This is a genomic window from Flavobacterium ardleyense (genome assembly GCF_033547075.1).
GTDB lineage: Bacteria > Bacteroidota > Bacteroidia > Flavobacteriales > Flavobacteriaceae > Flavobacterium > Flavobacterium ardleyense_A.
In genome coordinates, this window is the sequence record NZ_CP137891.1 from 46,604 (window position 1) to 71,748 (window position 25,145).

Annotated in this window: 9 protein-coding genes; 1 reads left to right on the top strand and 8 read right to left on the bottom strand. The window is 37.2% G+C overall.

Going from position 1 to position 25,145, the window contains the following annotated elements:
- The first annotated feature begins 121 nt into the window (after nt 1-121).
- Nucleotides 122-847 carry a DUF4369 domain-containing protein gene (locus SBO79_RS00185; protein WP_318641033.1) on the top strand — a complete coding sequence of 242 codons (726 nt, stop codon included), beginning with the start codon at nt 122-124 and terminating at the stop codon, nt 845-847.
- Nucleotides 848-1,450: 603 nt separating this feature from the next.
- Here SBO79_RS00185 and SBO79_RS00190 read toward each other — a convergent pair.
- From SBO79_RS00190 to rpoB, 8 genes are all read right to left on the bottom strand, one after another.
- Nucleotides 1,451-3,754: a RemA C-terminal-like gliding motility protein gene (locus SBO79_RS00190; protein WP_318641034.1), complete on the bottom strand. Its 2,304-nt coding sequence runs from the start codon at nt 3,752-3,754 to the stop codon at nt 1,451-1,453.
- Between the two features lie 77 nt (nt 3,755-3,831).
- Complete coding sequence (locus tag SBO79_RS00195) at nt 3,832-5,517, bottom strand: DUF8694 domain-containing protein (protein WP_318641035.1); 1,686 nt, start codon at nt 5,515-5,517, stop codon at nt 3,832-3,834.
- Between the two features lie 41 nt (nt 5,518-5,558).
- A complete protein-coding gene (locus SBO79_RS00200) occupies nt 5,559-8,357 on the bottom strand; it encodes a RemA C-terminal-like gliding motility protein (protein WP_318641036.1) in 2,799 nt (932 codons plus the stop codon).
- A gap of 854 nt (nt 8,358-9,211) precedes the next feature.
- Nucleotides 9,212-12,211 carry an Ig-like domain-containing protein gene (locus tag SBO79_RS00205; RefSeq protein WP_318641037.1) on the bottom strand — a complete coding sequence of 1,000 codons (3,000 nt, stop codon included), beginning with the start codon at nt 12,209-12,211 and terminating at the stop codon, nt 9,212-9,214.
- A 448-nt stretch (nt 12,212-12,659) separates the two neighbouring features.
- Nucleotides 12,660-15,731, bottom strand: coding sequence for a fibronectin type III domain-containing protein (locus tag SBO79_RS00210; RefSeq protein ID WP_318641038.1), 3,072 nt, complete (start codon nt 15,729-15,731; stop codon nt 12,660-12,662).
- 526 nt (nt 15,732-16,257) lie between these two features.
- On the bottom strand, nt 16,258-16,572 hold the full coding sequence (locus SBO79_RS00215; RefSeq protein WP_318641039.1) for a DUF3467 domain-containing protein: 315 nt from the start codon (nt 16,570-16,572) through the stop codon (nt 16,258-16,260).
- Between the two features lie 3 nt (nt 16,573-16,575).
- Nucleotides 16,576-20,886 carry a DNA-directed RNA polymerase subunit beta' gene (gene rpoC / locus SBO79_RS00220; protein ID WP_318641040.1) on the bottom strand — a complete coding sequence of 1,437 codons (4,311 nt, stop codon included), beginning with the start codon at nt 20,884-20,886 and terminating at the stop codon, nt 16,576-16,578.
- A gap of 248 nt (nt 20,887-21,134) precedes the next feature.
- Nucleotides 21,135-24,947 (bottom strand): DNA-directed RNA polymerase subunit beta, encoded by a 3,813-nt coding sequence (gene rpoB / locus SBO79_RS00225; RefSeq protein ID WP_318641041.1) that lies wholly within the window; start codon nt 24,945-24,947, stop codon nt 21,135-21,137.
- Nucleotides 24,948-25,145: the final 198 nt, after the last annotated feature.

Sequence of the window (25,145 nt, forward strand, 5' to 3'; positions counted from 1 at the left end):
TAAATCATTTTTTTGGGCAGAAGATGATCAAGCCATTAATCTCATTGGAAGAAGACCATATATCACGAGAAAATCGTATTAAACTCAAATTTTTTGTTTTATTTTGCCAAAAATAATTTCTATGAAAAAAGTATGTCTTGCCATCGCAACATTGCTCGTTTTGGCCAGTTGTTCAAATAAAGATCAAGCTAAAGATTTAACGCTTACTGGTACAATCAAAGGACTAAAGACTGGTACAGTTTATATTCAGAAATATCAAGACACAAGTTTAGTGGTTCTCGATAGTATAAAGATTGATGGCAATTCGTCATTTGAAAGTCAACTGGATCTTGCCGAGCCAGAGATGCTCTATATTGTATTGGATCGTGGGGTTACCAGTACCATTGATAATAGTTTGCTAGTATTTGCTGAGCCTGGAAAGATTGATGTACAAACAGATTTAAAGCATTTTTATGCCAATGCAAAAGTAACTGGCTCTAAAAATCACGAACTGTATGAAAACTATAGAAAAATGAACAGCAAATTTAATGATCAACTACATGACTTGCTGCAACTCGATATGGATAATTTTAAAGCTGGAAAAAGCACAAATACAGCTGAAATTACCGAAAAAAGAAACTTGGTATTAAAGAGAAAATATTTAGCAGCAATTAATTTTGCGGTCAATCATAAAGAATATGAGATTGCGCCTTTTATCGCGCTATCGGAAATTAGTGATGCCAATGTCAAATATCTTGATACCATCAGTAAGTCCCTTACACCAAAAGTTAGCAGTAGTAAATACGGCAAAATGCTTGGTGACTATATAGAAATGCGCAAAGAAGATCAGGCAGCAGTTACAAAATAGCTTATACAAATATAAATTTCAAAGCGGCACTATGGTGTCGCTTTTTTTATAACTGGTAATCAGTTATTGTATCGGAAGTGTCGTTAAACCTAATTGATTTGAATTGGAGAAGCACTAAAATTTAATTAGCCAAATTGACAAGATTAGTCTTAAACTATCAAATTTACAGCTATACAGCAATCAGTGATCACTTATAAATTTACATGTACAAATCGCAGTCTACTTATTATAAAAAAGCAGAGATTAGCGCTAATGAGCTTCAAACTTAATTACGGATGTGTTTAAACGATGCAGAGATAAATTAGAAAACCGAAAATTTTTGGTTTTAAAATAATCGTTAAAATATATATATTTATAACTACTCAATCGCTATTATAACAACTTCTAGTTATTTCGCTAAAATGGTATTGAAAAACTCCATTTCATTTAAAGATAATTAGTTACTCGACCACGGAAAATAGTTTTAAACCATCGTATAATTCTATTATAAGATTTAAAAACATTTTGCGGGCTAATTATCTAAGCGCCTAATGTCAAAAACTATTAAACAAAAAAAGCCTCCTTTTGCAAGGAGGCTTCATTACTATGAATGATAGCGGTGACTTAGAATTGAACTTTCTTAGTTACAACCCCATGATCTGTTGCTATTTGAACCAAGATAATTTGATTTTTGGCTCTCAAATCTGAGATGCTAGTTGAGCTAGCGTCTACATTTTCTTTGCTGTAAATCTTACGACCTTGAATATCAAAAATATCAATATTATTAATTGTGTATGTTCCTGCATTTACAGAAAGTACATTATCTTTTGAAATTACAATTACTGCATTTGCATTAGCAGCTACGTCATTGTTTGATAAATAATTCTCAACAAAAACAATTTTAAAACGAGCGTCGAAAGTTCCTGCTTCTGTTGCAAATGTATAAGATCCATTTCTTAGGTTCGTTTCAGTGTTTGTAAGCATATCAATCAAAATTGGATCAACAGCTTCTGTAAACATACCTGTTACATCATTAAGTGAAATAGTATAAGTTGCAGCAACGATAGTTTGCAATCTTAAGGCAATTTCATCAGTTTGCTCAAATGGTAGTGGTTTTCCTTGGATTACGAAAGATTGATCTTCGATCAAGTAGCTTAATCCAACATTTGGATTCCCAAGAGTAGGAGTGTCTCCCACATCTATACCATCAGAAGCCTCTTGACCTGCAGTATAGGCAAGTAAAATTTCAGATCCAAAACCTGAACCACTATTTAAGTGCAGATAAAATTTATGACGTTCTACGCCATCATCATCCGAGTTTGACCCATTTTTTAAGAATATATTTTGAAAATCATCATTTCTTTTAACGAGATTCGAGAACGTTAATGTTGTAGCAACATCATCTGATCTTTTAACTATAAAACCTTGACCTACTTTAATAATACCGTTTGATCTTGTTGATTCTACCTCTGCTTCTCCTGGCACGATTACTCCAACAGGTCCATTAAGACCAAATGCAGAATAGTAAGCTGTATATGGATCAGTAGTATTCGCATTATTTCTTCTTCTCCAAAAATAAACATCTTTACCTATACTAGGATTTTCATTTATTAAAGCAAAAACACCAATATCCGTCGGATATGGATTTCCGACCATGTTGTATCCTGGCTCTAAATCCACGGTTACATCGGCCGCATTTGGCCTACCTTTGAATTCACCAAGCCATTTTTGACCAGGTACACCTTGCATGTAAGGGACCCAAGTATTAGGGGCACGTATAAGATATCCTTCTCCAGGTACAAAAACTTTACTTCCTGGATTATCAATAGTATTAAAATTATTATCTGCACTATTGTAACTATAAAATCTAGTTGTATTAGTTGCCGGAGAGAAAGCAAGTAAATTTTGTTGCAATACTGGAGATGACCACATTGTGTAATCTAGCCTATAGATCGGGTAGCTTTCTCGGTGAACGGTTATGTCTCCAACATTAGGAGTTGTACCAATCTGAAATAAATTTGCATTAGATTCTACCACAAAATTTGCTGCAGAACCTCCATTATTAATAATGTTTTCTGTAATCATAGCAAATGTCCCAGCCGCAAGGGTAAAAGTAACATTTGGAAAAACAGTTAGAGAATTTGCCAATAACGCAGAGCCATAATCATCAGCCCCACTATTATAATTAGCTTCTATATGAACTTCAACTTCTTCTGTAGGTTGAGCCAGCCATCCTTCAAGAGTATATCTCGCAATTGTCACTGGATCATCGGTTGTAGTTACACCAATTTCATTACTCCAACCAGTATAAGGTCCCTCGCCAACTCGCGCTCTTACTCTGTACTTGTACGCAGTTAATTGAGCAAGATCGGGAATTAATTTATTTAAAGCACCTGCTGTTGTTGCTACGCCAGGATTTGTCCAATTGGTATTTGAGGCCAATGTATATTGCACTTCGTATGAAGTAGCTCCCAAGGAAGCTTGCCATCTAGCTACGAAAGATGCGTTTGAAATATCTGTAGCAGCTATAGCTACTGGAGCATTTATACCAGTAGTAGTAAATTGTACTGCAGCGCTCCAAGCACTGCTAACATTTCCTGCACACCTAGATCTAATGTAAAAGAAGTAAGTTTGAAGAGGAGTTAATTGATTATATGTTATAGAACCATTTTGAGCAGCAGGTGCACTCACAAGAACTAATCCAGTTGCCCCACTACCAGGTGCTCCAGAAGTACGAAGTTCAGTTTGGTAATCTTCCAATGTAGGAGAATCTGACAACGTCCATGTTAAGGTAGCACTTACCTGGTTTACACTTGCCACGGTTATTTCGGTGGGATGATCGCATTGTTGAGCCCATCCGCTCCCGATTGACAATAGAAAAAACAGACAGATGCTGCCTATTTTACTTAAGAAAGTAATATTGTTCATAGTTTAATATTTAAAGTTTGTAAAGCAAATATAATCTATGCTTCTCAAATAAGAAACATAGATTATGTTTTAATTAATTATCTAAGGTTTGTTTTCTTATTCAAAATGAAACCGTTAGTCGTCTTCACCTCCACAATTAGAATTTGAGAAGCAAGATTTGGTAAAGAAATAGAAGTCTCTGAAGAGTTGATGCCAGACTTATTATACAAAAGACGTCCACTTATGTCATAAATTTTAATAGTGTCAATTGCTTCGATAGTCGATCTTACATTTACGCTTTTATTCGTTCCAAATACAATAATGGAATTTTTAAGAACTTCATTATTTGTCAATCCTAGAGCGTCGTCCACCATAATTTTATAATCTTCAGTTTCTCCATTAACAGTATTTTCGCAAGGCTCTAAGGCGTCAAAGTCTGCTACAGTTGCAGTGCGAACTCTCATAAAGGTTTCGCCTAAAACAGCATTTGCTGGCACTACAACATTGGCAACCATTCCTGAAGATACATCAACACCTGATGCAATTGTACCTAAATTATAAGATTCTGAAGCAGAAAAAGTTCCATCATGATTCCAATCGATCCATGCTTTGGTAGTCATTGCGGTACTTGTTGCAGTAACTCTTGCAGAAAGTGGATATGATCCAGTTCTACTAACAGTCGCGGGACCTTGGTCGTAATAATTAGTATAGGTTGCACTACTGCTAGAAGTCGAATTGATATCGTCAAAAGTTACATTTGTAATTCCCGCTTCATCTTGTGTACTTACGGTTGGTTGGCAGTAGCATTCTGGACTTGTCACCAAAATAGCTGCTGGAAAAATCATAAGACCCAATTCGTCGCACATTACACCTCGTCTATAGTATGTTGCAAATTCTTGCGTAGTGGTAAGAGTTGGAGCAGTTGCGCCTGGGATGTTAATAAAAGTACCGACATCGGAATAGCTATATTGCCATTGGTATGATAATCCAGATGCAACAGTATCATCAATTGCTGACAATGTAAATGACTCTCCACAATAATTACTGCTTTGACTCACAACCATGCTCCCAGGAAATGGATTTGCCTCACAAGGATCTGTCATCGTTATTTGCATTGACGGTAAGTATCTACGATTTGGAAGGGTTATTGCTGTTGTTCCTTCAAGAGTACAACCATTAGCATTTGGGTTATTGCTAGCCAAACCTGTTGTTAGATATTCACCAACTAAACCTAAGTGCGCTTTAACTTCAAAACTACTTCCAGTAGTTTGATTACTTCTACAGACTTCAATGACAATATTACTAGACCCATCCCAATACATTGGAGTGTCAAGTGTAATAGTATGCCATCCAATTGAGGTTATATTTTCTACTGCAGAAGAATAGTATACAGGAAGGTTGGGTATTAACGTTGAAGATAAAACATTTTCAGTAGTAAGACCCATCTTAATTTGCACATTCTCCGGTTTCAAATTTGAAGGCAATGCTAGTTGCGAAATTTTAAAGGCAACGGTAGTAATATATCCAACAGGAGCTGATTGATTTTGTAACAAATCACCTGTATACATATATTGACTTCTCTGAACTTTATCGTTGGTAGAAAAAGGTGAAATAGCCTGAATATTAACCTGACTTGTTCCATCAAGAATTGTAAAAACCTGTTGGGCATTAGCTACAGTAGGAGTTAGAAACATCATTGCACCAACTACAGCCGTTTTAACAATCGAACTTTTAAATGAGTGGCAAATGTTTGCGAATCGATTTTGGGGGTAAAATTTATTCATAATTAAATATTTAAAAATTAATATAGGTTACTTTTTATTACTTAAAATCTGAATTTCTGCGTTTCGACAGTTCCATTTTCTAAGTGAATTTCAACTACTAGGAGTTGATTTTTTCGAGGGAGACTTGATAATGCTACCTCGGCTGAGTTGCAGTTTAATTTTCTAGTTAAAACTCTACCAGACAAATCATAGATTACTATTGTATTGATCAATTCCTGACCAGAATGCAGCTGCACTGCTTCGGCTTTATCAAAAATTACAACTTGATTTGGCTTTGCCATAGCGTCAACTAAGTTAGTATTTTTTAACTTGAAAGCAATAACAAATCGGTCATTAAATGCTCCTGCTGCAGTAGCAAAAGTATAGTCCGATTGGGATAAATTATGAACGGTATTAGTTAATTTGTCATTTATATATACCGCATATTCAGACATAAAGCCATCTTCCATAAATTTTGAAATCGTATGATTTCCCGCAGTAGCCGCCGTAAAACCAAGCGGAATAACGTCTTCGCGATTAAATGGTAGACCTTTGGCCATAATTGCCAATTGTTGCTGATCATTTGCAATGCTATAAAACGCTACATCCCCAGAGTTAATCTGCTCGGCATCGTACATTCTGTCATAATTTTCTGTGGCTCCGGCTACGTATCCAACTAGTATCCTTTGCAGTGCTCCAGAATTTGCTTTGAGTTCTAACCAAAATCGGCCAGCACTTGGTAGAACCTCTTTCACTTCTTTTGCAGGATCTGTATTCTGCATCTTATAAAATGGTGCTGGAGTACTACCTGTAGCCATTCTCATTTGATTATTCCATCCCACGGATGAACCTGCCTCGTTAATAGTCTTAATCATAAAACTCTGACCAGCTGCAACCTTATATACTGCCGGTCCATCGGTTGAACCTAAACCATTTACTGCTAAATAATCAGTATTATTATATCCGTAGTAATGAGTACCTTCAATAAGTGACGGAGCACTAATATGTCTCCATAGATAGATAGTTCCATCTAACGCGGTATTTGCTTGGACGAATTTGACTGCATCAACTTCTGATGGGTATGGATTACCAATTAGGTTGAAGTGTCCAACGGTTGGACTTACAGTGATGGCGATAGGTCCATTATTTGGTCGTCCATTAAAGTTGGCAGCAAATGGTAGTGGATTACCTGATATTTCGTAAGTCTGTGGAGCGCGAATTATATACCCTTTTCCAGCAGTCATTACGTTACTCGGCGATTCAAGTACCCAATTGTCATTAGCATAGCTAAAATATTTATCCCATAAAGTAGCAGGAGACACATCATATAAGGTAGCATCTGCAACTGGAGACGAATAGTAAGTAAAATCATACCTATTCAATAATGGCGTAGTTCTTTTGTATTCAACGTTTAAATTAGTATTCAGTTCCTCAGTATTTTGCAAAAGGGCCGAATTATTTTCAAAAACTAATTTTCCTGTATCCTCAATATCTGCTTCGACTATTGGGTTATTTAAGATTAAAGTTTTATTTGCAGGAACTTTAAAAGTCACACCTTCTGCAATAGCAATCGAACAATAACTCAGGGAGTTAGAAGACCAAATTGAATTACTCGCAGTAGGTGCTACCTTAAAATAGGCACTCTCGTTTGGACCTGGAACTTCGTCATCAATCCATTTATCAGCTAATGTAATAGGATCCTGGGCAAAGGTTTTTACCCCCTTTAAATCTGCGGTACCAGCGTCAGTACCTAAACCAGTTGTGTTTGCTCCTATGTAGGTATAGAAACGGTAGTATGATCTTTTTGCAGGTTGTTTGACTACAAGAACTGGTTGAGTTTCGTCATAAGGCAAGGGATATGATAAAAACCCTGTATCGGGAGCGTTTGAAACTTCCCATCGAAATTTTGTAAAACCGGTTGCATAAAGATTTTTGGCAACAATAGCCACAGGCTCGCCAAGACAAGGAGACCTAACTGGCTCAAAATACACAGCTTGCGAATTCTCTGCAGTAGCTTGAAAAGTAAATTTTGTAACAGGTCTGTATTTTTTATCACCAGTATTTATTGCTATTGCATTTCCCCCAGATGTACTGTATAAATTTTTCCCTAAAGTACTATCGTCCGAATAACAGCCACGAGTCATAAAAGAAGTGCTGTAGTTTTGATAAGTACTAGACATTTTGATTGGTTGACCTAGAGAAGGATTGTAATCATAACTATATGAAAAATCTACAATTAAGCTACCGCTAGTTGTAACAGTGTAAGGAGTACTAAGGGTGAATTCTATCCATCTCTCTTCAGAATCCCCTGCGTAAGGCATGTCAGGAATCGTCACTGGCCCGCTAAAAACTTCAGTTAATACGGGAGTATCGATAGCTCCAAATTGAGGTATTTGGTACTCACTAGGACTCCAATTGTACACATCGGTATTTGCTGGAGTCACCTCTGTACCAACACGAATGGTCACATTTGAAATATAGCGAGGACTGCCGAAGTTGTAATGCTGTTTTACGTGAAAGGCTATTTTGGTAATTTTATCACCGTCTTGTGCTTTGACAACCGTTCCACCTTTCAGCTCTGATGCGGTATACAGGAATTGCATTCTAGCATTTTTAGACTTATCACTAAATGGCGCTACACCTCTTAAATTGTACGAACCGTAATAAGTTGATGTAGCTATTCCATTTGGAGGAGTGTTAATAATATTACGACCGTTATATAAATTGTCTGGTTGCGCAAATGTGCTAAATGACACAAATAGCGCAAAGGCGAAGATTAAATATTTGCTAACAGCTGCATTAATTATACTGATAGCAAAATCTTCTTTCAAAAAGATGGATAGAGTAGTTTTTGCTTTCATAACGAGAAATTTAAAATTTGTTTAATTTGGTGTGTATGAAAAATGGCTTGTATTTAAGAATGGGCGCATTTAATCACAGCAACAAAGATAAACTCAGCAAGCGCTGCTTCATAATTTACACGTCAAAGTGCATATATACTCGTTATACTACTACTTTTTAGCACTTCCGCAAGTGCTATTTTGCACAGGAATAGCATTTTTTTCTAAATGTTAAAATTTTTTGGTCTTATTTAAATTAAAACACTGTGAATGAGTATATTGTAATTATATAATACTATGAGAAAATTCAATAAAATAAGTGGTGGAGTAGTTGAGAGTTGAGAGTTGAGAGTTGATAGTTTGCAGTTAACAGTTTACAGTTTACAGTTTACAGTTGACGGTTGACGGTTGACGGTTGACGGTTGACAGTTTACGGTTACTAGCTTACGGTTTACGGTTTACGGTTTACGGTTTATAGTTGACGGTTGACAGTATAATGTGGAATGTTGAAGTTTAAGTGGAAGTGGAAATGGAAATAGAGATAAAAATTTATTTTAACTAGGATCATTTAAGAACTTAGGGAATATGTTTCTCTGGTAATATCAAGAATCTGGATAAACTACAAGTTTCAATTTAGATGGATAACGAAGTTAACTGAAAGCAACTAAATGCAATTGTATGCAGTCTACGCTAATAGAATTACCAAAAACCTTACGGCTTCGGAAATGTGAAAGACCAATAAAGTCGTGTATCGAAGCACATTTGCCCGATCTACCGCGATGGTGGTCTGGGTAGCGGTCGTGTTATACTCGCAACGAATATATTTGGCGAAAGCCTACCAAAAAAAGACGATAATTATTTCAAAATTCTTATAGCTATAGCTTGACAATTTTTAAAGTTTTAGACCCGGCGGCAGTTGTAATCTTAAGTAGATAAGTAGCCGAAGAAAGTGCTGATAAATCGATATTTACGTTACTATTATTTGGTGTCAAGTGAAGCAATTTTTGTCCAATTAAATTTGATACTTCAATTTTCGAAATGTTGTGACTGTTAGCTACTGTAATCTGTGTGGCTGCTGGAATTGGATACACTTTTAAATGCTCTAAACTATTTTCAGTGACTCCTAGCTGAACAGTTACCAAGACTGCAAATGGCGATGAATAACAGTCATTTTCAAACCGGATCGCGTAGTAGGTGGTGTTGGATTGCAGCTGTGTAGTAATTGGCAATTCATTGGACAGCGACAATGCATCTTCGGCTGTAGCGAACCACAGAATATCGGGTCCGGCAGGTTGGAGATTTGCGAGGGTGGCGTCTTGCATTGCTTCGGAGGTGAGCGTTTGAATTGGCTCGGCAATGATGGGCTGTACCGGATTTACCAGCGCAACAACTTCAGTACGTTGTGGGTTTTGGCAGGAAATAGTTGCCGAAAAAACAAATAGTGGTCTGTTGCTATAATTTACAACGTTACTAGTGGTATTCGCGCATACTCCAGCTGTTTCTGTAGCCGTAAAATAGTTTGCTTTGATGGTCGAAATATATTCGGTATCATCTGCAAGCACTCCCCTATTCATCGTGGGTGATGCATTAGGATTGCCGTGGCAAAACTCGAGCACAATATTTGAAAATCCATCCCATTCAAAAGGAGTTGTAAACTGAAAAATATTTGACCCAAGCACTGGCATATAACTTGGAGACGTGAATACAGTGGCGAAATTTGAGTTTTCTATAAACTGTGACAGTTGCGCTGTGGATGTTGTGCCTATCTTGATAGTAAGACCAATCATTGGCAAGCTTCCGGGATTGGTAATCGTTAGTGCGACAGAATTTATAGGGCCGGCGATCATATCTTGATTTTTTAATTCTTGCGCTTGAATGATATGCTGCGTATGGTTATTACTCCAAATTGAAAAGAAGGGGTTTTGATATCCTTGCGAGATTTGATCACCACTACCAACTTTTACATTTTGATCTGCTTCTACAACACTCGCTTGCGCAAAATATGTAGTAGTTTCCTGTAGTTGGGGAGTGGTAAATACATTTCCTGTATAAATACTTTCTGAACTATCTTGCGATAAATACCACTTCACGTCTTGCGCAACGTCAGTTATTTGCAATGTGGCGGACTGTCCTTGGCAAACTGTATCGTTAGTGGGTTGTAATTCTAGATAATCACAGAGTGTTTTGATTCTCACCGCTACTGTCCAAGTGCTCTTATCCTGACCACTACATTGGGAAGCGATATATATTCTATAATCAGTTTCAGATTCTAGATTTTCTAAATTTAAAGTGGTGGTATCTGATGCTACAGAGCCTGTACTTGCTAGTCCAACGGGTCCACTACCTGGGTTTCCTGATGTTCTGACTTCGTAAACGTAGCCGCTTTGAGGTATTATGGTGGCAGCGTTCCATGAAATAGTTGCAGCGTTTTTATTTACGTTAGAAGCCGTTGGCAGAGTTGGTGGAATGCAAGTTGGACCGAAGTTTACAGATATTTCGCCAAGATATAAAATATTACTATTGGCATTAGAATGCGCTTGAAAACCGATACTATAATCGCCATCACTTGGAACTGTAAAATCAATATATTGCTGAGTTCCGCCCAAAGTAGTAGATGGTATAGTAAGGTCTAATAATGTTGTACTCATTGCATCGGCTGCTGGTAATTGTCCAAGTGCTACTTTGAGCTTTTCTTGATAACCAGAGACTTTATATTTGAAAGCAATTCGATAGGATGTGCCCGCGGTAAAAGTTAGCAAAGGTGTAAAAAACCAATCATCGGCAGGCATCGCGTAATTGTAAGTGTACTGCATAACTTTTCCGGTGATTCCTACTATGGGTGCTACAGTTTTCCAAAATCGATCATCGGTATTTACATTTTCCATAGTAACGCAGCTTGGTACATCCGGAAGTACCGCGCTGCTTAAGGGTATTGTATAAGGAATAGTTGCAGAGAGGCAAAGTGTTGTAATGGGATTTAACGAACTCCATGAACTGAATTCGTTTGACGAACATTTAGATCTTACAAAAATTATGTAGGTTGTATTGGGAGTAAGACCAGTGACATTCGCGAAAGTCACGCCTTGCTCTACAGTGCCACTTGCAGCGAGCCCTATAGGACCAGAGGCAGCTACTCCTGAAGATCGAATTTCATAATCATAACCTAATGACGGTGGGTTGCTCGGTGCAATCCAACTTAAAGTAAAAGCGTTGGCGGTGACTGTACTTGGATCTACTGCAATGGCACTCGGGGGAGCGCAACTAGTAGAGTTCCCTTCGGTAAAGGTGATATTGTCAAAATAATAGTAAATATCGGAATTTGCACCTACGGCCTTATTTTGAAATCTTACAAAGAGTGGCCCCGCTGCTGGTGTAAAGGTCGCAGTTTTTGTTGTGCAATTTGAGGATGTAATGTGTGAAAGAAGATTTACGGTAAAAAAAGTTGTCCAAGGTCCAGATGCACTATTACTCCACTGCGCTTTGATATCGACTTGATTTCCTGCAGCTGCAGCTAAAGTTTCGTAATCTAAGACTTTGTAGTCAAAAGTCATGTTGATTGGTGCGGCAGTAGTTGTCCCTAAGGACGGTGATATCAGAATGTTTGTACTGTTAAAATAAACGTTCGCTCTTGTTGAATTTCCGATACCGCATGCGGAAGTATTTGTCTGGGCAAATTCTCCATATCCCGTGGTAGTCCACCCTTGCATGCTATTTTCAAAATTAAAATTGGCATTAATTTGTGCTTCGGCAAAATGTATTGTGAAGAAAAATATCAGCAAAAGAAATGCGTTACTTTTTCTTCCATTTTTGATGAGCTTTTGCTGATCAAAACAGTCACTTAGAAGAAGTCTATTTTGAGGGTAAAGTTTTAGCATGAAGTAAGATTTAGGGAAAACTAATTTACAACATTTTAAGAAAACTTACAATATTATTTTGAAAATCGGATTTTACTATTTGCTATAGCCATTTGGATGTCAGTCTTTAAATTTAGGATTTTAAAGATTGCAATAAACCCTTCTGGAAAATATAGATTATTAAGAAATAGAATTTGTATTTAACGTATAGCTTCGACAATGGAAGTCACGAATTAATCACTTCAAACGAGAACAGCTGGTCGATATAAGAAAATCGTCGGACAAGCGGGGTCGTGTTTTACTCGGTCAGAATATATTTGGCGTAAGCCCACTAAAATTAATATTAGAGGTGCTCTACCAAATTAAGTTTTCTAAAATCGCTTGGTAAAATTTTTAAAAAAAAAGCCTGAAACAAAAATGTTTCAGGCTTTAATTAGAATCTAAAAGCTAGCAAAATGATAGCGAACGATTACTTCTTAATCAATTTGATCATTTTTGAAGCTGTATGCGCATTTACATGGATCAAATAGGTTCCAGCTGCCAAAGATGACATGTCTAGTATTACGTTTGAAGCATTTGGCGTTACGTTCATTACCTTCTGCCCTACCAAATTAAAGATAGAGATAGAAGTAATATCTTCAGAATAATTGATGTTTACTTGATTTTGAACTGGATTTGGATAATAAGTCAATCCGTTCATAGTTTGATCTGCGATGCCTAATTGTACCGTAACAAGTACAGCAAAAGGCAATGAGCGACAGTCATTTTCTGTAAGAACTGCATAGTAAGTCGTTCCAGAGTTTAGCTGTGTTCCTATTTCAAGTTCATTGGTAAATGCGATTGCATCTGCCATTGTAGGAAACCAGTTGACATTAGGACCTAGAGGATCAAGATTTGCTAAAGTTGCGTCTTCTAGCGCATCCACTGTAATCGTTTGAACGTTTTGTGCAACAATTACTGGAATTTCATTTACTGTAGCAATTACTTCAGTACGAGTTGGTGCCTCACAAATAGTTGTTCCAGCAAAAGTAAATGTTGGACGTAGTTTGTAAGATGTTTTTGAAGTAGTAGTGTCTCCACAGCTCTCTGCACCTGTAGCAGCAGATGCTAAATGTGATTTTACTGTAGAATCAAAAGATGTTACATCTGCTTCAACCACTCTGCTCATTGTTGCTGAGCTACTTGAATTACCGTGGCAGAATTCTAAGATGATATTTGAGGTTCCATCCCATTGGTACGGAGTTGAAAATTGAATCATATTTAGACCTAAAACTGGCATCAAACTAGCAGAAGTATTTACTACTACAAATGATGAATTGTCTACGAAATTTGACACAGAAATTTGAGTGGTAGTACCAATTTTAAGTGTAAAATCTTTCATTGGCAATGTACCTGCATTTGTTACGTTAAGTCCTACTGCTGATATTGGTCCAACATTAAGTCCAGCAGCTATTAGCTCTGATGCCAAAACGATGTGTTGTGTGTGATTGTTGCTCCATAGAGAATAAAAAGGATTCTGGTATGTAGTAGTTACTGCATTTCCAGCACCAACCTGTAGTTGTTGATTTTCTGCTTGAACACTTGCATGGGCAAAATAGCTTGTAGTTTCAGCAAGAGTTGGAGTTTCAAAAACCGGTCCTGATTCTAGTACTTCTGTACTAAACTCTGTAGCGTACCATTTTACTTCGGTAGTAGCACCTGTAACTTGTAGCGTAGCAGTTGATCCAACACAAGTTGTGTCATTTACTGCTTCAATTTCTAGGTAATCACAAAGTGTACTAAATGTAACTCCAGCTGACCAAGCGCTTTGATCAGTAGCTTCACAGTTTGAAGATACATACAGAAAGTATTCTGTGCCAGGTAATAATCCTGCAATATCTGCAGTAACTACACCAGCTGCAGTAGCTCCAGAAACCACTAATCCAGTAGCACCACTTCCTGCTTCACCAGATGTTCTGATTTCGTAAGAATAACCATTTGCAGGAATAATATTTGGCTCTGTCCACGCAATAGTTGCAGAATTCTTATCTAGATTAGTAGTGATAATGGCTGTTGGAGGAAAGCATGTTGGCCCTGCAACTACCGAGATATCGCCCACATAAAGACTATTCATATTAGCATTAGAATATGCTTGAAAACCAATATTATAAACTCCAGTTGTAGTAACTGTAAAATCAACTTCTACTGGAACTGTTTGATTAGGTGTAGATGGAATTACGACGTTAAATAAAGGAGTTGTCATAGTCGCCGCCGAAGGCTCAGATCCAATAGCAACTTTTAGTTTTTCTTCGTATCCACTTGCTCTATGTTTGAACATTAATTTGTATCCAACACCGGCAGTTAGATTTAACTTTTGAGTAAAAAACCAGTCATTGGCAGCATTTGAACCATGGTATGGATACTGCATCGCAGCGCCAGTCATACCTGTTATTGATGAATTGGTGATCCAAGTTTTATCATCGTTATTTACATTTTCTACAATAACACAAGATGGAATTGCAGGTGCTGTTACACTTGTCAACGGAAGTTCGTAAGGAATATTTGTAGCAAGACAAGGAGTTTGAAAAGCCGGAATCGAAGTCCAAGAGCTTGATTCTACAGCACTGCATACAGCCTTAACATAGACAACATAAGATGCGTTATCAACAAGTCCTGTAATTGCAGCAGAAGTTACTCCCGCCGCAGTAGTACCAGAAGCGGCTAAGCCAGTTGCTCCTGATCCTGGAGCTCCCGAAGTACGAACTTCGTAAGCATATCCTGTAGCCGCACCCGCAGCAGCAGTCCAGTTGACACTAGCGGTAGTATAGGTAACATTTGACACAACAATATCTGAAGGAGCAGGACAGCTTACTTGGATCCCACCTAAAGTTATATTAGCGATAGTTATAGATCTATTTCCTGCGATTGGACTATCCGGATTTAGGTTTGTAGAGTCTGATCGGTGGTACAAACCACGGTAATTATTAGTACCGTAAGATGTCGCTGCCCAGTCTACGCCTGTGCCATAATCGGCCGTATTTTGGTCGATAGCTATTACTAAATTGTCGACATTATTATACATAAATGGAGTAGTAAAAGTTACTACTACATTACCATTAAGATCTTCAGGATACGAAACTTCGCCTGCAAATACTTGCGTCATTGCCGAAGTCGGGATCCAATCTGTAGTTGAGTTAAAATTGGTTTTGCTAGTATGTCCTACATATACAACCCAATCCTTACTTTTATCCCAGTTTGCTGGAATGGTAGTATTCTTTGGCTTGAAACTAATTGAGGTAATACCGCCTGCAGCATTAATTTCTGATTGAAAATAAAGTTGTTGAGAGTAGGTGTATCCCCAGTTGGTTGCTACCGGAATGGTACTTGAGGTTATGGTTCCTGTCCCAACAGAAATTTGGGCAGTTGCTTCTTGACCAAAAGCTGATAACATTAGTGCTGCCATAAATAGACCTGCACCGCGACTACGCCAAGACGTAGCAGTGCTGACCGTTTTGCAAAGCGAAGATGCATTCTTCGCCGCTAGTGAGTAAAAATTTTTCATAATTAATGGATTAGTTATTTGTCGCTAAATTAATAAATTATTAAGATGAAATAGCCTTATTTCATAAAAAAATCAGTGGAGACGCGGGGTCCTTAGTACAAATCTTACATCTTTGACAAATCGCAGCTAGATTTTTTACCTATAAAAAACTATATTTCGCGTTTTAAAAACTGTAGCTATCAGTACAAAATGCATACTCTGTAGATTATTGTTTTGAAATATGTTTATAATAGAATATTAAAATTTATCAGCGGAACATGGGATTTTTTTCTCGTGGTAGAAACTATTTAAAAAAAAGTATGAGCGTAAAGTTGATTGCAGCAAGTAAGTAGCTTAATAATTGCGTTTCAGGCCTCTAGAGAAAATTAGTAATATTGATTGTTTAGCTATTTTAAATACAATTGTGACAGAGGAAATTGTCAAAATAGGGAAAATTGTATTTGAATAATATTTAAAGCGTTGATTACTAAACAAAAAAAAGCCGGAAACATATTGTTTCCGGCTTTCTACTATTATAAAAAATTGATTAAGCTTGTCCTGTTGGACCAAAGTTTAAAGGAATTTGAGTTTGCTCTGTTTCCTTAATTTCTCCGTGTGCTGCTTCATATCTATTTATATTTTCTGCCATTGCCTTAAGCAATCTTTTAGCGTGTTGTGGTGTCAAGACAATTCTTGATTTCACTTTCGCTTTTGGAGTTCCTGGCATAATACATACAAAATCTACTACAAATTCTGAAGATGAGTGATTTATGATAGCCAAATTTGAATAAATTCCCTGTGCGATTGCCTCGTCAAGTTCAATATTAATTTGTGGCTGCTGTGGTTGTTTAGAATCGCTCATATCTTAGTAGTTATACTCTTCTTTACTAGCCATCATCTCATTATAGTCTTCTTTAGATCCTACAATCGTATTATCATATTCTCTCATACCTGTTCCGGCAGGAATTCTATGTCCAACAATTACATTCTCTTTTAGACCTTCAAGTGTATCAATCTTACCAGCTACTGCTGCCTCGTTTAATACTTTTGTTGTTTCCTGGAACGACGCAGCAGAGATAAATGATTTAGTCTGTAGCGAAGCTCTAGTAATACCTTGAAGTACTGGTGTTGCGGTTGCAGTAACCACATCACGACATACTACAAGATTCTTGTCTGTACGTTTAAGCAATGAATTCTCATCACGTAGTTCTCTTGGAGAGATAATCTGACCTGCTTTTAGGTTAGCTGAATCTCCCGCGTCCTCAACAACTTTCATTCCGTAAAGCTTATCATTATCAACGATAAAGTCTTTAGTATGAATCAATTGTTCTTCAAGGAATAGAGTGTCTCCAGGATCCTGAACACGTACTTTTCTCATCATCTGGCGAATTACTACTTCAAAGTGTTTGTCATTAATCTTAACACCTTGTAGTCTGTACACCTCTTGAATCTCATTTACCAAGTACTGTTGAACAGCAGCTGGCCCTTTAATTCTAAGAATATCATCTGGAGTAATTGCTCCATCAGAAAGAGGCAATCCTGCTCTTACGAAGTCATTTTCTTGAACAAGAATTTGACTTGATAGTTTTACAAGATATTTCTTGATTTCGCCAAACTTAGATTCGATGATAATCTCACGGTTACCACGTTTGATTTTACCAAAAGACACAACTCCATCAATTTCTGATACAACTGCCGGGTTTGAAGGATTACGAGCTTCAAGAAGCTCGGTAATTCTAGGAAGACCTCCTGTAATATCACTTGACTTAGAAGAACGTCTTGGAATTTTCACCAAAATCTTACCAGCCTTAATTTTCTCACCATTCTCAACCATAAGGTGGGCACCTACTGGTAAGTTGTATGATCTAATCAATTCGCCATCTTTACTGTAAACCAATAAAGTTGGGATTAATTTTTTATTTCTTCCTTCAGAAATTACTTTTTCTTGGAAACCTGTCTGTTCGTCAATTTCAACTTGGAACGATTGTCCTTGTTCTAAATCTTCGTACTCAATTTTTCCAGTAAATTCTGAAATAATTACACCATTATATGGATCCCATTTACTGATTACATCACCTTTCTTCACTTTGTCACCATCTTTTGCAAAAATGGTTGATCCATAAGGAATATTATGTGTACTCAAAAGGATACCTGTTGTAACGTCAATCAATTTTAATTCGGTAGAACGTGAAACTACAATGTCGATACCTTTACCATCATTTCCTTCACCTTTTACAGTTTTAAGATCTTCTATTTCTAGACGTCCGTCAAACTTCATTACAATGCTAGACTCTTCAGATAATCCACCTGCAACCCCACCTACGTGGAATGTACGAAGTGTTAACTGTGTACCTGGCTCTCCAATAGATTGTGCGGCAATTACACCAACAGCTTCACCTTTTTGAGTCATTCTACCTGTTGCAAGGTTACGACCGTAACATTTTGCACAGATACCTCTTGTTGCTTCACAAGTAAGTGGCGAACGAACTTCTACTTTTTCAATAGGAGCTGCGTTAATCAACTTAACTGTCTTTTCAGTAATCTCTTGACCTTCTTCGATGATTACTTCGTTTGTCAAAGGATTGATCAAGTCTTGTAAAACTACACGACCTAAAACTCTTTCTCCTAATGACTCAACGATTTCCTCATTCTTTTTAAGTGCAGAAACCTCTACACCTCTCAAAGTACCACAATCTACAGTATTTACGATAACATCTTGAGAAACGTCATGTAGTCTTCTTGTTAAGTAACCAGCATCAGCCGTTTTAAGGGCAGTATCCGCAAGTCCTTTACGAGCACCGTGAGTAGAGATAAAGTATTCAAGAATTGAAAGACCTTCCTTAAAGTTAGAAAGAATTGGATTCTCAATAATCTCTCCACCTCCAGCGGTAGATTTTTTAGGTTTTGCCATCAAACCACGCATACCTGTAAGCTGACGAATTTGCTCCTTAGAACCCCTTGCACCAGAATCAAGCATCATGTATACAGAGTTAAACCCTTGCTGATCTTCACGGATATTGCGCATTGCAAGCTCTGTTAACATCGCATTTGTAGAAGTCCATACATCAATAACTTGGTTATAACGTTCGTTGTTGGTAATTAATCCCATGTTGTAGTTCATAGAAATTCCTTCTACTTGCTCCCTTGCATCCGCGATTAATTCGCCTTTACGTGGTGGGATGATAATATCACCTAAACTGAATGACAATCCACCTCTAAAGGCAAATTTGTAACCCATATCTTTAATATCATCTAAGAATGCAGCCGTAACCGGTACACTAGTAACATTTAGAATCTTACCAATAATATCTCTTAGTGATTTTTTTGTTAATACTTCATTTATAAATCCTGCAGCTTCTGGTACTACTTCATTAAAGAGTACACGACCAACTGTTGTTTTTATAATTTGGTAAACTAAATCTCCAGCTTCATTAAAATCTTTAGCTCTGATTTTGATACTAGCATTCAATTCAACTCTCTCCTCGTTTAAAGCAATATTTACTTCTTCTGCAGAGTAGAAAGTTAGCCCTTCACCCAAAATTTGTTTTTCTGGAGTTGAGATACGCTCTTTGGTCATATAATATAGACCCAAAACCATATCCTGAGAAGGTACCGTAATTGGAGCACCATTTGCAGGGTTCAGAATATTGTGAGAAGCTAGCATCAAAAGTTGCGCTTCAAGAATAGCTTCTGGTCCTAATGGTAAGTGAACAGCCATCTGGTCACCATCAAAATCCGCATTAAAGGCAGTACAAACTAAAGGGTGCAACTGAATTGCTTTTCCTTCAATAAGTTTTGGCTGGAAAGCCTGAATACCTAAACGGTGTAATGTAGGAGCACGATTCAGTAATATCGGGTGTCCTTTAATTACGTTTTCAAGAATATCCCATACAACTGGTTCTTTCTTGTCTATAATTTTCTTTGCAGATTTTACAGTTTTTACAATTCCTCTTTCTATTAATTTACGAATAACAAAAGGTTTGTAAAGTTCGGCAGCCATATCTTTTGGGATACCACATTCGAACAATTTTAATTCTGGTCCAACAACAATTACCGAACGAGCAGAATAATCCACACGCTTACCAAGTAAGTTTTGACGGAAACGACCTTGTTTACCTTTTAATGAATCAGAAAGAGATTTCAATGGTCTGTTTGATTCTGTTTTAACTGCAGAAGCTTTACGAGTATTATCAAATAGTGAATCTACAGATTCTTGCAACATACGTTTCTCGTTTCTTAGGATAACTTCTGGAGCTTTAATTTCCACAAGTCTTTTAAGACGGTTGTTACGTATAATTACACGACGGTATAAATCATTTAAATCTGAAGTTGCAAAACGACCTCCATCAAGCGGCACAAGTGGACGCAATTCTGGTGGTATAACAGGAATCACTTTCATGATCATCCATTCTGGACGGTTTTCTCTGTTTTTGTTTGACTCTCTAAAAGATTCAACAACTTGTAGTCTTTTTAGAGCTTCAGTTTTTCTTTGTTTTGAAGTCTCAGTATTTGCGCTATGACGAAGATCGTAAGACAAAGTGTCAAGATCTATACGTGCAAGCAAATCCATAATACATTCAGCTCCCATTTTGGCAACGAATTTATTAGGATCAAAATCGTCCAAATATTGGTTGTCTTGCGGAAGAGTGTCAAGAATATTCAAATACTCTTCTTCTGTAAGGAAGTCAAGTCTTTTTACACTTTCACCTTCGGCATTATTTGCAATACCTGGCTGAATTACTACGTATCTCTCGTAGTAGATAATCATATCTAATTTCTTCGACGGAAGTCCAAGAATATATCCGATCTTGTTTGGAAGTGAACGGAAGTACCAAATATGAGCAACAGGCACAACTAGATTGATGTGTCCTACTCTATCACGACGTACTTTTTTCTCAGTTACTTCGACACCACATCGGTCACAAACGATTCCTTTGTAGCGAATTCTCTTGTATTTACCACAAGCACATTCAAAATCCTTAACAGGACCGAAAATTCTTTCGCAGAATAATCCGTCACGCTCCGGTTTGTGCGTTCTGTAGTTAATTGTTTCGGGTTTTAAAACTTCACCTCTAGACTCAGCCAAAATTGATTCTGGCGATGCCAAACCAATTGAGATCTTATTGAATCTTTTTACAGGATTCTTGTCTTTATTATTATTTCTGTTATTCATCATAGTTTTTACTATTGACTTATTGTGCAATTAAAAAATTTAATTTTAGTTGTCGAAATTTCCTTTCGTACATACTGCCTAACCACGAATTACTTCTCTAAACATCAACGACGGTTGAAGTGCTAGTTATAAAACCAAAAAGGTTCCATAAAAAATCGGAACGGTTTACGGGTATAAATCCTAAAAACTTCTATAAAAAACCAAAGTAGAGGCGCGATTGCTCGCGTCTCTACCGTGGTGATAAATTATTACTATTCTTCTAAACGAATATCAAGACCAAGTCCTTTTAATTCGTGCATCAATACATTGAATGATTCAGGTAATCCTGGCTCTGGCATTGATTCTCCTTTAACAATTGCTTCGTAGGTTTTAGCTCTACCAATAACGTCATCAGATTTTACAGTCAAGATTTCTCTAAGAGTGCTTGATGCTCCATAAGCCTCAAGTGCCCAAACTTCCATCTCTCCAAAACGCTGACCACCAAATTGTGCTTTACCACCTAGAGGCTGCTGAGTAATAAGAGAGTACGGTCCGATAGAACGGGCGTGCATCTTATCATCTACCATGTGTCCAAGTTTCAGCATATAAATTACACCTACAGTTGCACGTTGGTGAAAACGCTCTCCTGTACCACCATCATAAAGATAAGTATGTCCAAAACGAGGTATTCCAGCTTCGTCAGTTAGTTCATTAATTTGATCTAATTCGGCACCATCAAAAATTGGTGTAGCAAATTTGCGATCTAGTTTTTGACCTGCCCAACCTAATACAGTCTCGTAAATTTGCCCGATGTTCATACGAGATGGTACACCAAGTGGGTTTAATACGATATCTACTGGAGTTCCATCTTCAAGGAAAGGCATATCCTCGTGACGTACAATACGTGCAACGATTCCTTTATTTCCGTGACGTCCTGCCATCTTATCTCCAACTTTAAGTTTACGTTTCTTAGCGATATAAACTTTAGCTAATTTTAAGATTCCTGCTGGAAGCTCATCTCCTACTGTAATTGTAAATTTCTCTCTACGCAATGCTCCTTGAAGGTCATTCAATTTGATCTTGTAGTTGTGGATAAGTTCGTTTACCATTTTATTGGTCTCGTCATCAGCTACCCACTGACCTTTACTAAGGTGTGCAAAATCTTCAACTGCGTTAAGCATTCTTTGAGTATATTTCTTACCTTTTGGCAATACTTCTTCACCCAAATCATTCATTACTCCCTGTGAAGTTTTACCGTTTACGATTGTAAATAATTTCTCAACAAGTTTGTCCTTTAGCTCAACAAATTTAGTTTCAAATTCTAATTCAAGTGCAGACAATGCATCTTTGTCTTGTGAACGTTTGCGTTTGTCTTTTACTGCTCTTGAAAATAATTTCTTATCTAATACTACACCGTGTAATGATGGAGACGCCTTTAATGAAGCATCTTTTACATCACCAGCTTTATCTCCAAAGATTGCTCTTAGTAGTTTTTCTTCTGGCGTAGGATCTGACTCTCCTTTTGGTGTAATTTTTCCGATAAGAATATCACCTGGTTTTACGTCAGCACCTACTCTAATCATACCATTTTCGTCAAGGTCTTTTGTAGCCTCTTCAGAAACGTTAGGAATATCATTTGTAAGTTCTTCGTTACCAAGTTTTGTATCTCTAACTTCTAGAGAATAGTCGTCTATGTGGATAGATGTAAAAATATCATCACGAACAACTTTTTCTGAAATTACGATAGCATCCTCAAAGTTGTACCCCTTCCAAGGCATAAACGCCACTTTTAGATTTCGGCCTAGAGCCAACTCTCCATTTTGTGTTGCATACCCTTCAGAAAGCACTTGACCCTTTTTCACTCTTTCACCTTTCTTAACGATAGGTTTAAGGTTGATAGAAGTACTTTGATTTGTTTTTCTAAATTTAATTAGATTATATGTTTTTTCATCTTCTTCAAAACTCACCAACCTTTGTTCATCGGTACGGTCATATTTGATAGTGATAATATTAGCATCTACATATTCTACAGTACCTTCGCCTTCTGCGTTAATCAGTACACGCGAATCTGAAGCAACCTGACGTTCAAGTCCTGTTCCTACAATCGGCGCTTCTGGACGCAATAATGGTACGGCCTGACGCATCATGTTAGATCCCATCAAAGCTCTATTCGCATCATCATGCTCCAAGAAAGGAATCAAAGATGCAGAGATTGACGCAATCTGATTTGGTGCAACGTCCGCATAATTTACTTCTTCTGGGCTTACTACTGGAAAGTCACCTTCCTCACGAGCAATTACCTTTTCTGAAAGCATCTTACCGTTTTCATCCATCTCAATGTTAGCCTGCGAGATAAGCTGACCTTCTTCTTCTTCAGCGCTTAGATAAATAGGTTCAGACTTAAGGTCTACAACACCATTTGTTACTTTACGGTAAGGAGTTTCAATAAAGCCCATTCCGTTTACTTTAGCATACACACCAAGAGACGAGATAAGACCAATGTTTGGTCCCTCTGGAGTCTCAATAGGACATAAACGTCCGTAGTGAGTATAGTGAACGTCACGCACCTCAAATCCAGCTCTTTCTCTAGAAAGTCCACCAGGTCCTAGTGCTGATAGCCTACGCTTGTGCGTAATCTCTGCAAGAGGGTTTGTCTGGTCCATGAACTGAGACAATTGGTTTGTACCAAAGAATGAGTTAATAACAGATGATAATGTTTTAGCATTAATCAAATCGATAGGAGTAAATACTTCATTATCCCTAACGTTCATTCTTTCACGGATAGTTCTAGCCATACGAGCAAGACCTACTCCAAATTGTTGAGAAAGTTGTTCTCCAACAGTACGTACACGACGGTTTGATAAGTGATCAATATCATCAATCTCAGCTTTAGAGTTGATAAGTTCGATCAAATATTTTACAATTGTAATGATATCTTCTTTGGTAAGCACTTGCTTTTCCATTGGGATATCTAACTGTAATTTTTTGTTCATTCTGTAACGACCTACTTCACCTAAGTTGTAACGTTGGTCTGAGAAGAACAATTTATCAATAATACCACGAGCAGTTTCTTCATCAGGCGGTTCTGCATTACGCAGTTGTCTGTAGATATGCTCAACGGCTTCTTTTTCTGAGTTGGTTGGATCTTTTTGAAGCGTGTTGTGAATGATGGCATAATCTCCTTGATTAGCATCTTCCTTATGCAACAAAATCGATTTTACATTTGCCTCGATAATTTCTTCAACATTATCTTTGTCGATAAGTGTATCTCTATCAAGGATGATTTCGTTTCTTTCGATAGAAACTACTTCACCTGTATCTTCGTCTACGAAGTCTTCATGCCAAGAATTTAGAACTCTAGCTGCTAGACGACGGCCAATGTATTTCTTTAATCCTGTTTTCGAAACTTTAATTTCTTCGGCAAGGTCAAAAATTTCAAGGATATCCTTGTCTCTTTCGAAACCAATTGCACGGAATAAAGTAGTAACAGGTAATTTTTTCTTTCTATCAATATAAGCGTACATTACGCTATTAATATCGGTAGCAAATTCTATCCAAGATCCTTTAAAAGGAATAACTCTCGCAGAATATAGTTTGGTTCCATTTGCGTGAAATGACTGACCAAAGAAAACTCCAGGAGATCTATGTAACTGGGAAACAACCACACGTTCTGCACCATTGATTACAAAGGTACCGCTCGGGGTCATATACGGAATAGTTCCTAGATAAACATCTTGTACAATTGTTTCAAAATCTTCGTGCTCTGGATCTGTACAATATAGTTTTAGACGTGCTTTTAATGGCACACTATAGGTAAGACCTCTCTCAATACATTCTTGAATGCTGTAACGGGGTGGATCTACAAAATAATCCAAAAATTCTAATACAAAGTTATTACGTGTATCAGTAATTGGAAAATTTTCCATGAAGGTATTGTATAATCCTTCGTCGCCTCTTTCATCAGATTTGGTTTCCAATTGGAAAAAATCTTTAAATGACTTAACCTGTACGTCCAGAAAATCGGGATAGGCAGGAATATTTTTAGTCGAGGCAAAATTCAATCTTTCAGTCTGATTTGTTATCATCAATGGAGAAAATTTTGATTAAAAAAAAGTAGTTTTTGTGTAAACACTTATATTTTGATACTTTCTTTTATAATCAATACCTCTTAGAAACAAACCGAGTATCATTTGGTAAATTCCTTTCTTCGTATTGATTTAAGAATTTTCGCTATAAAATCATTGAAGAAATCTCCAAGTTTTATTATACGAAAAATGGTTTAG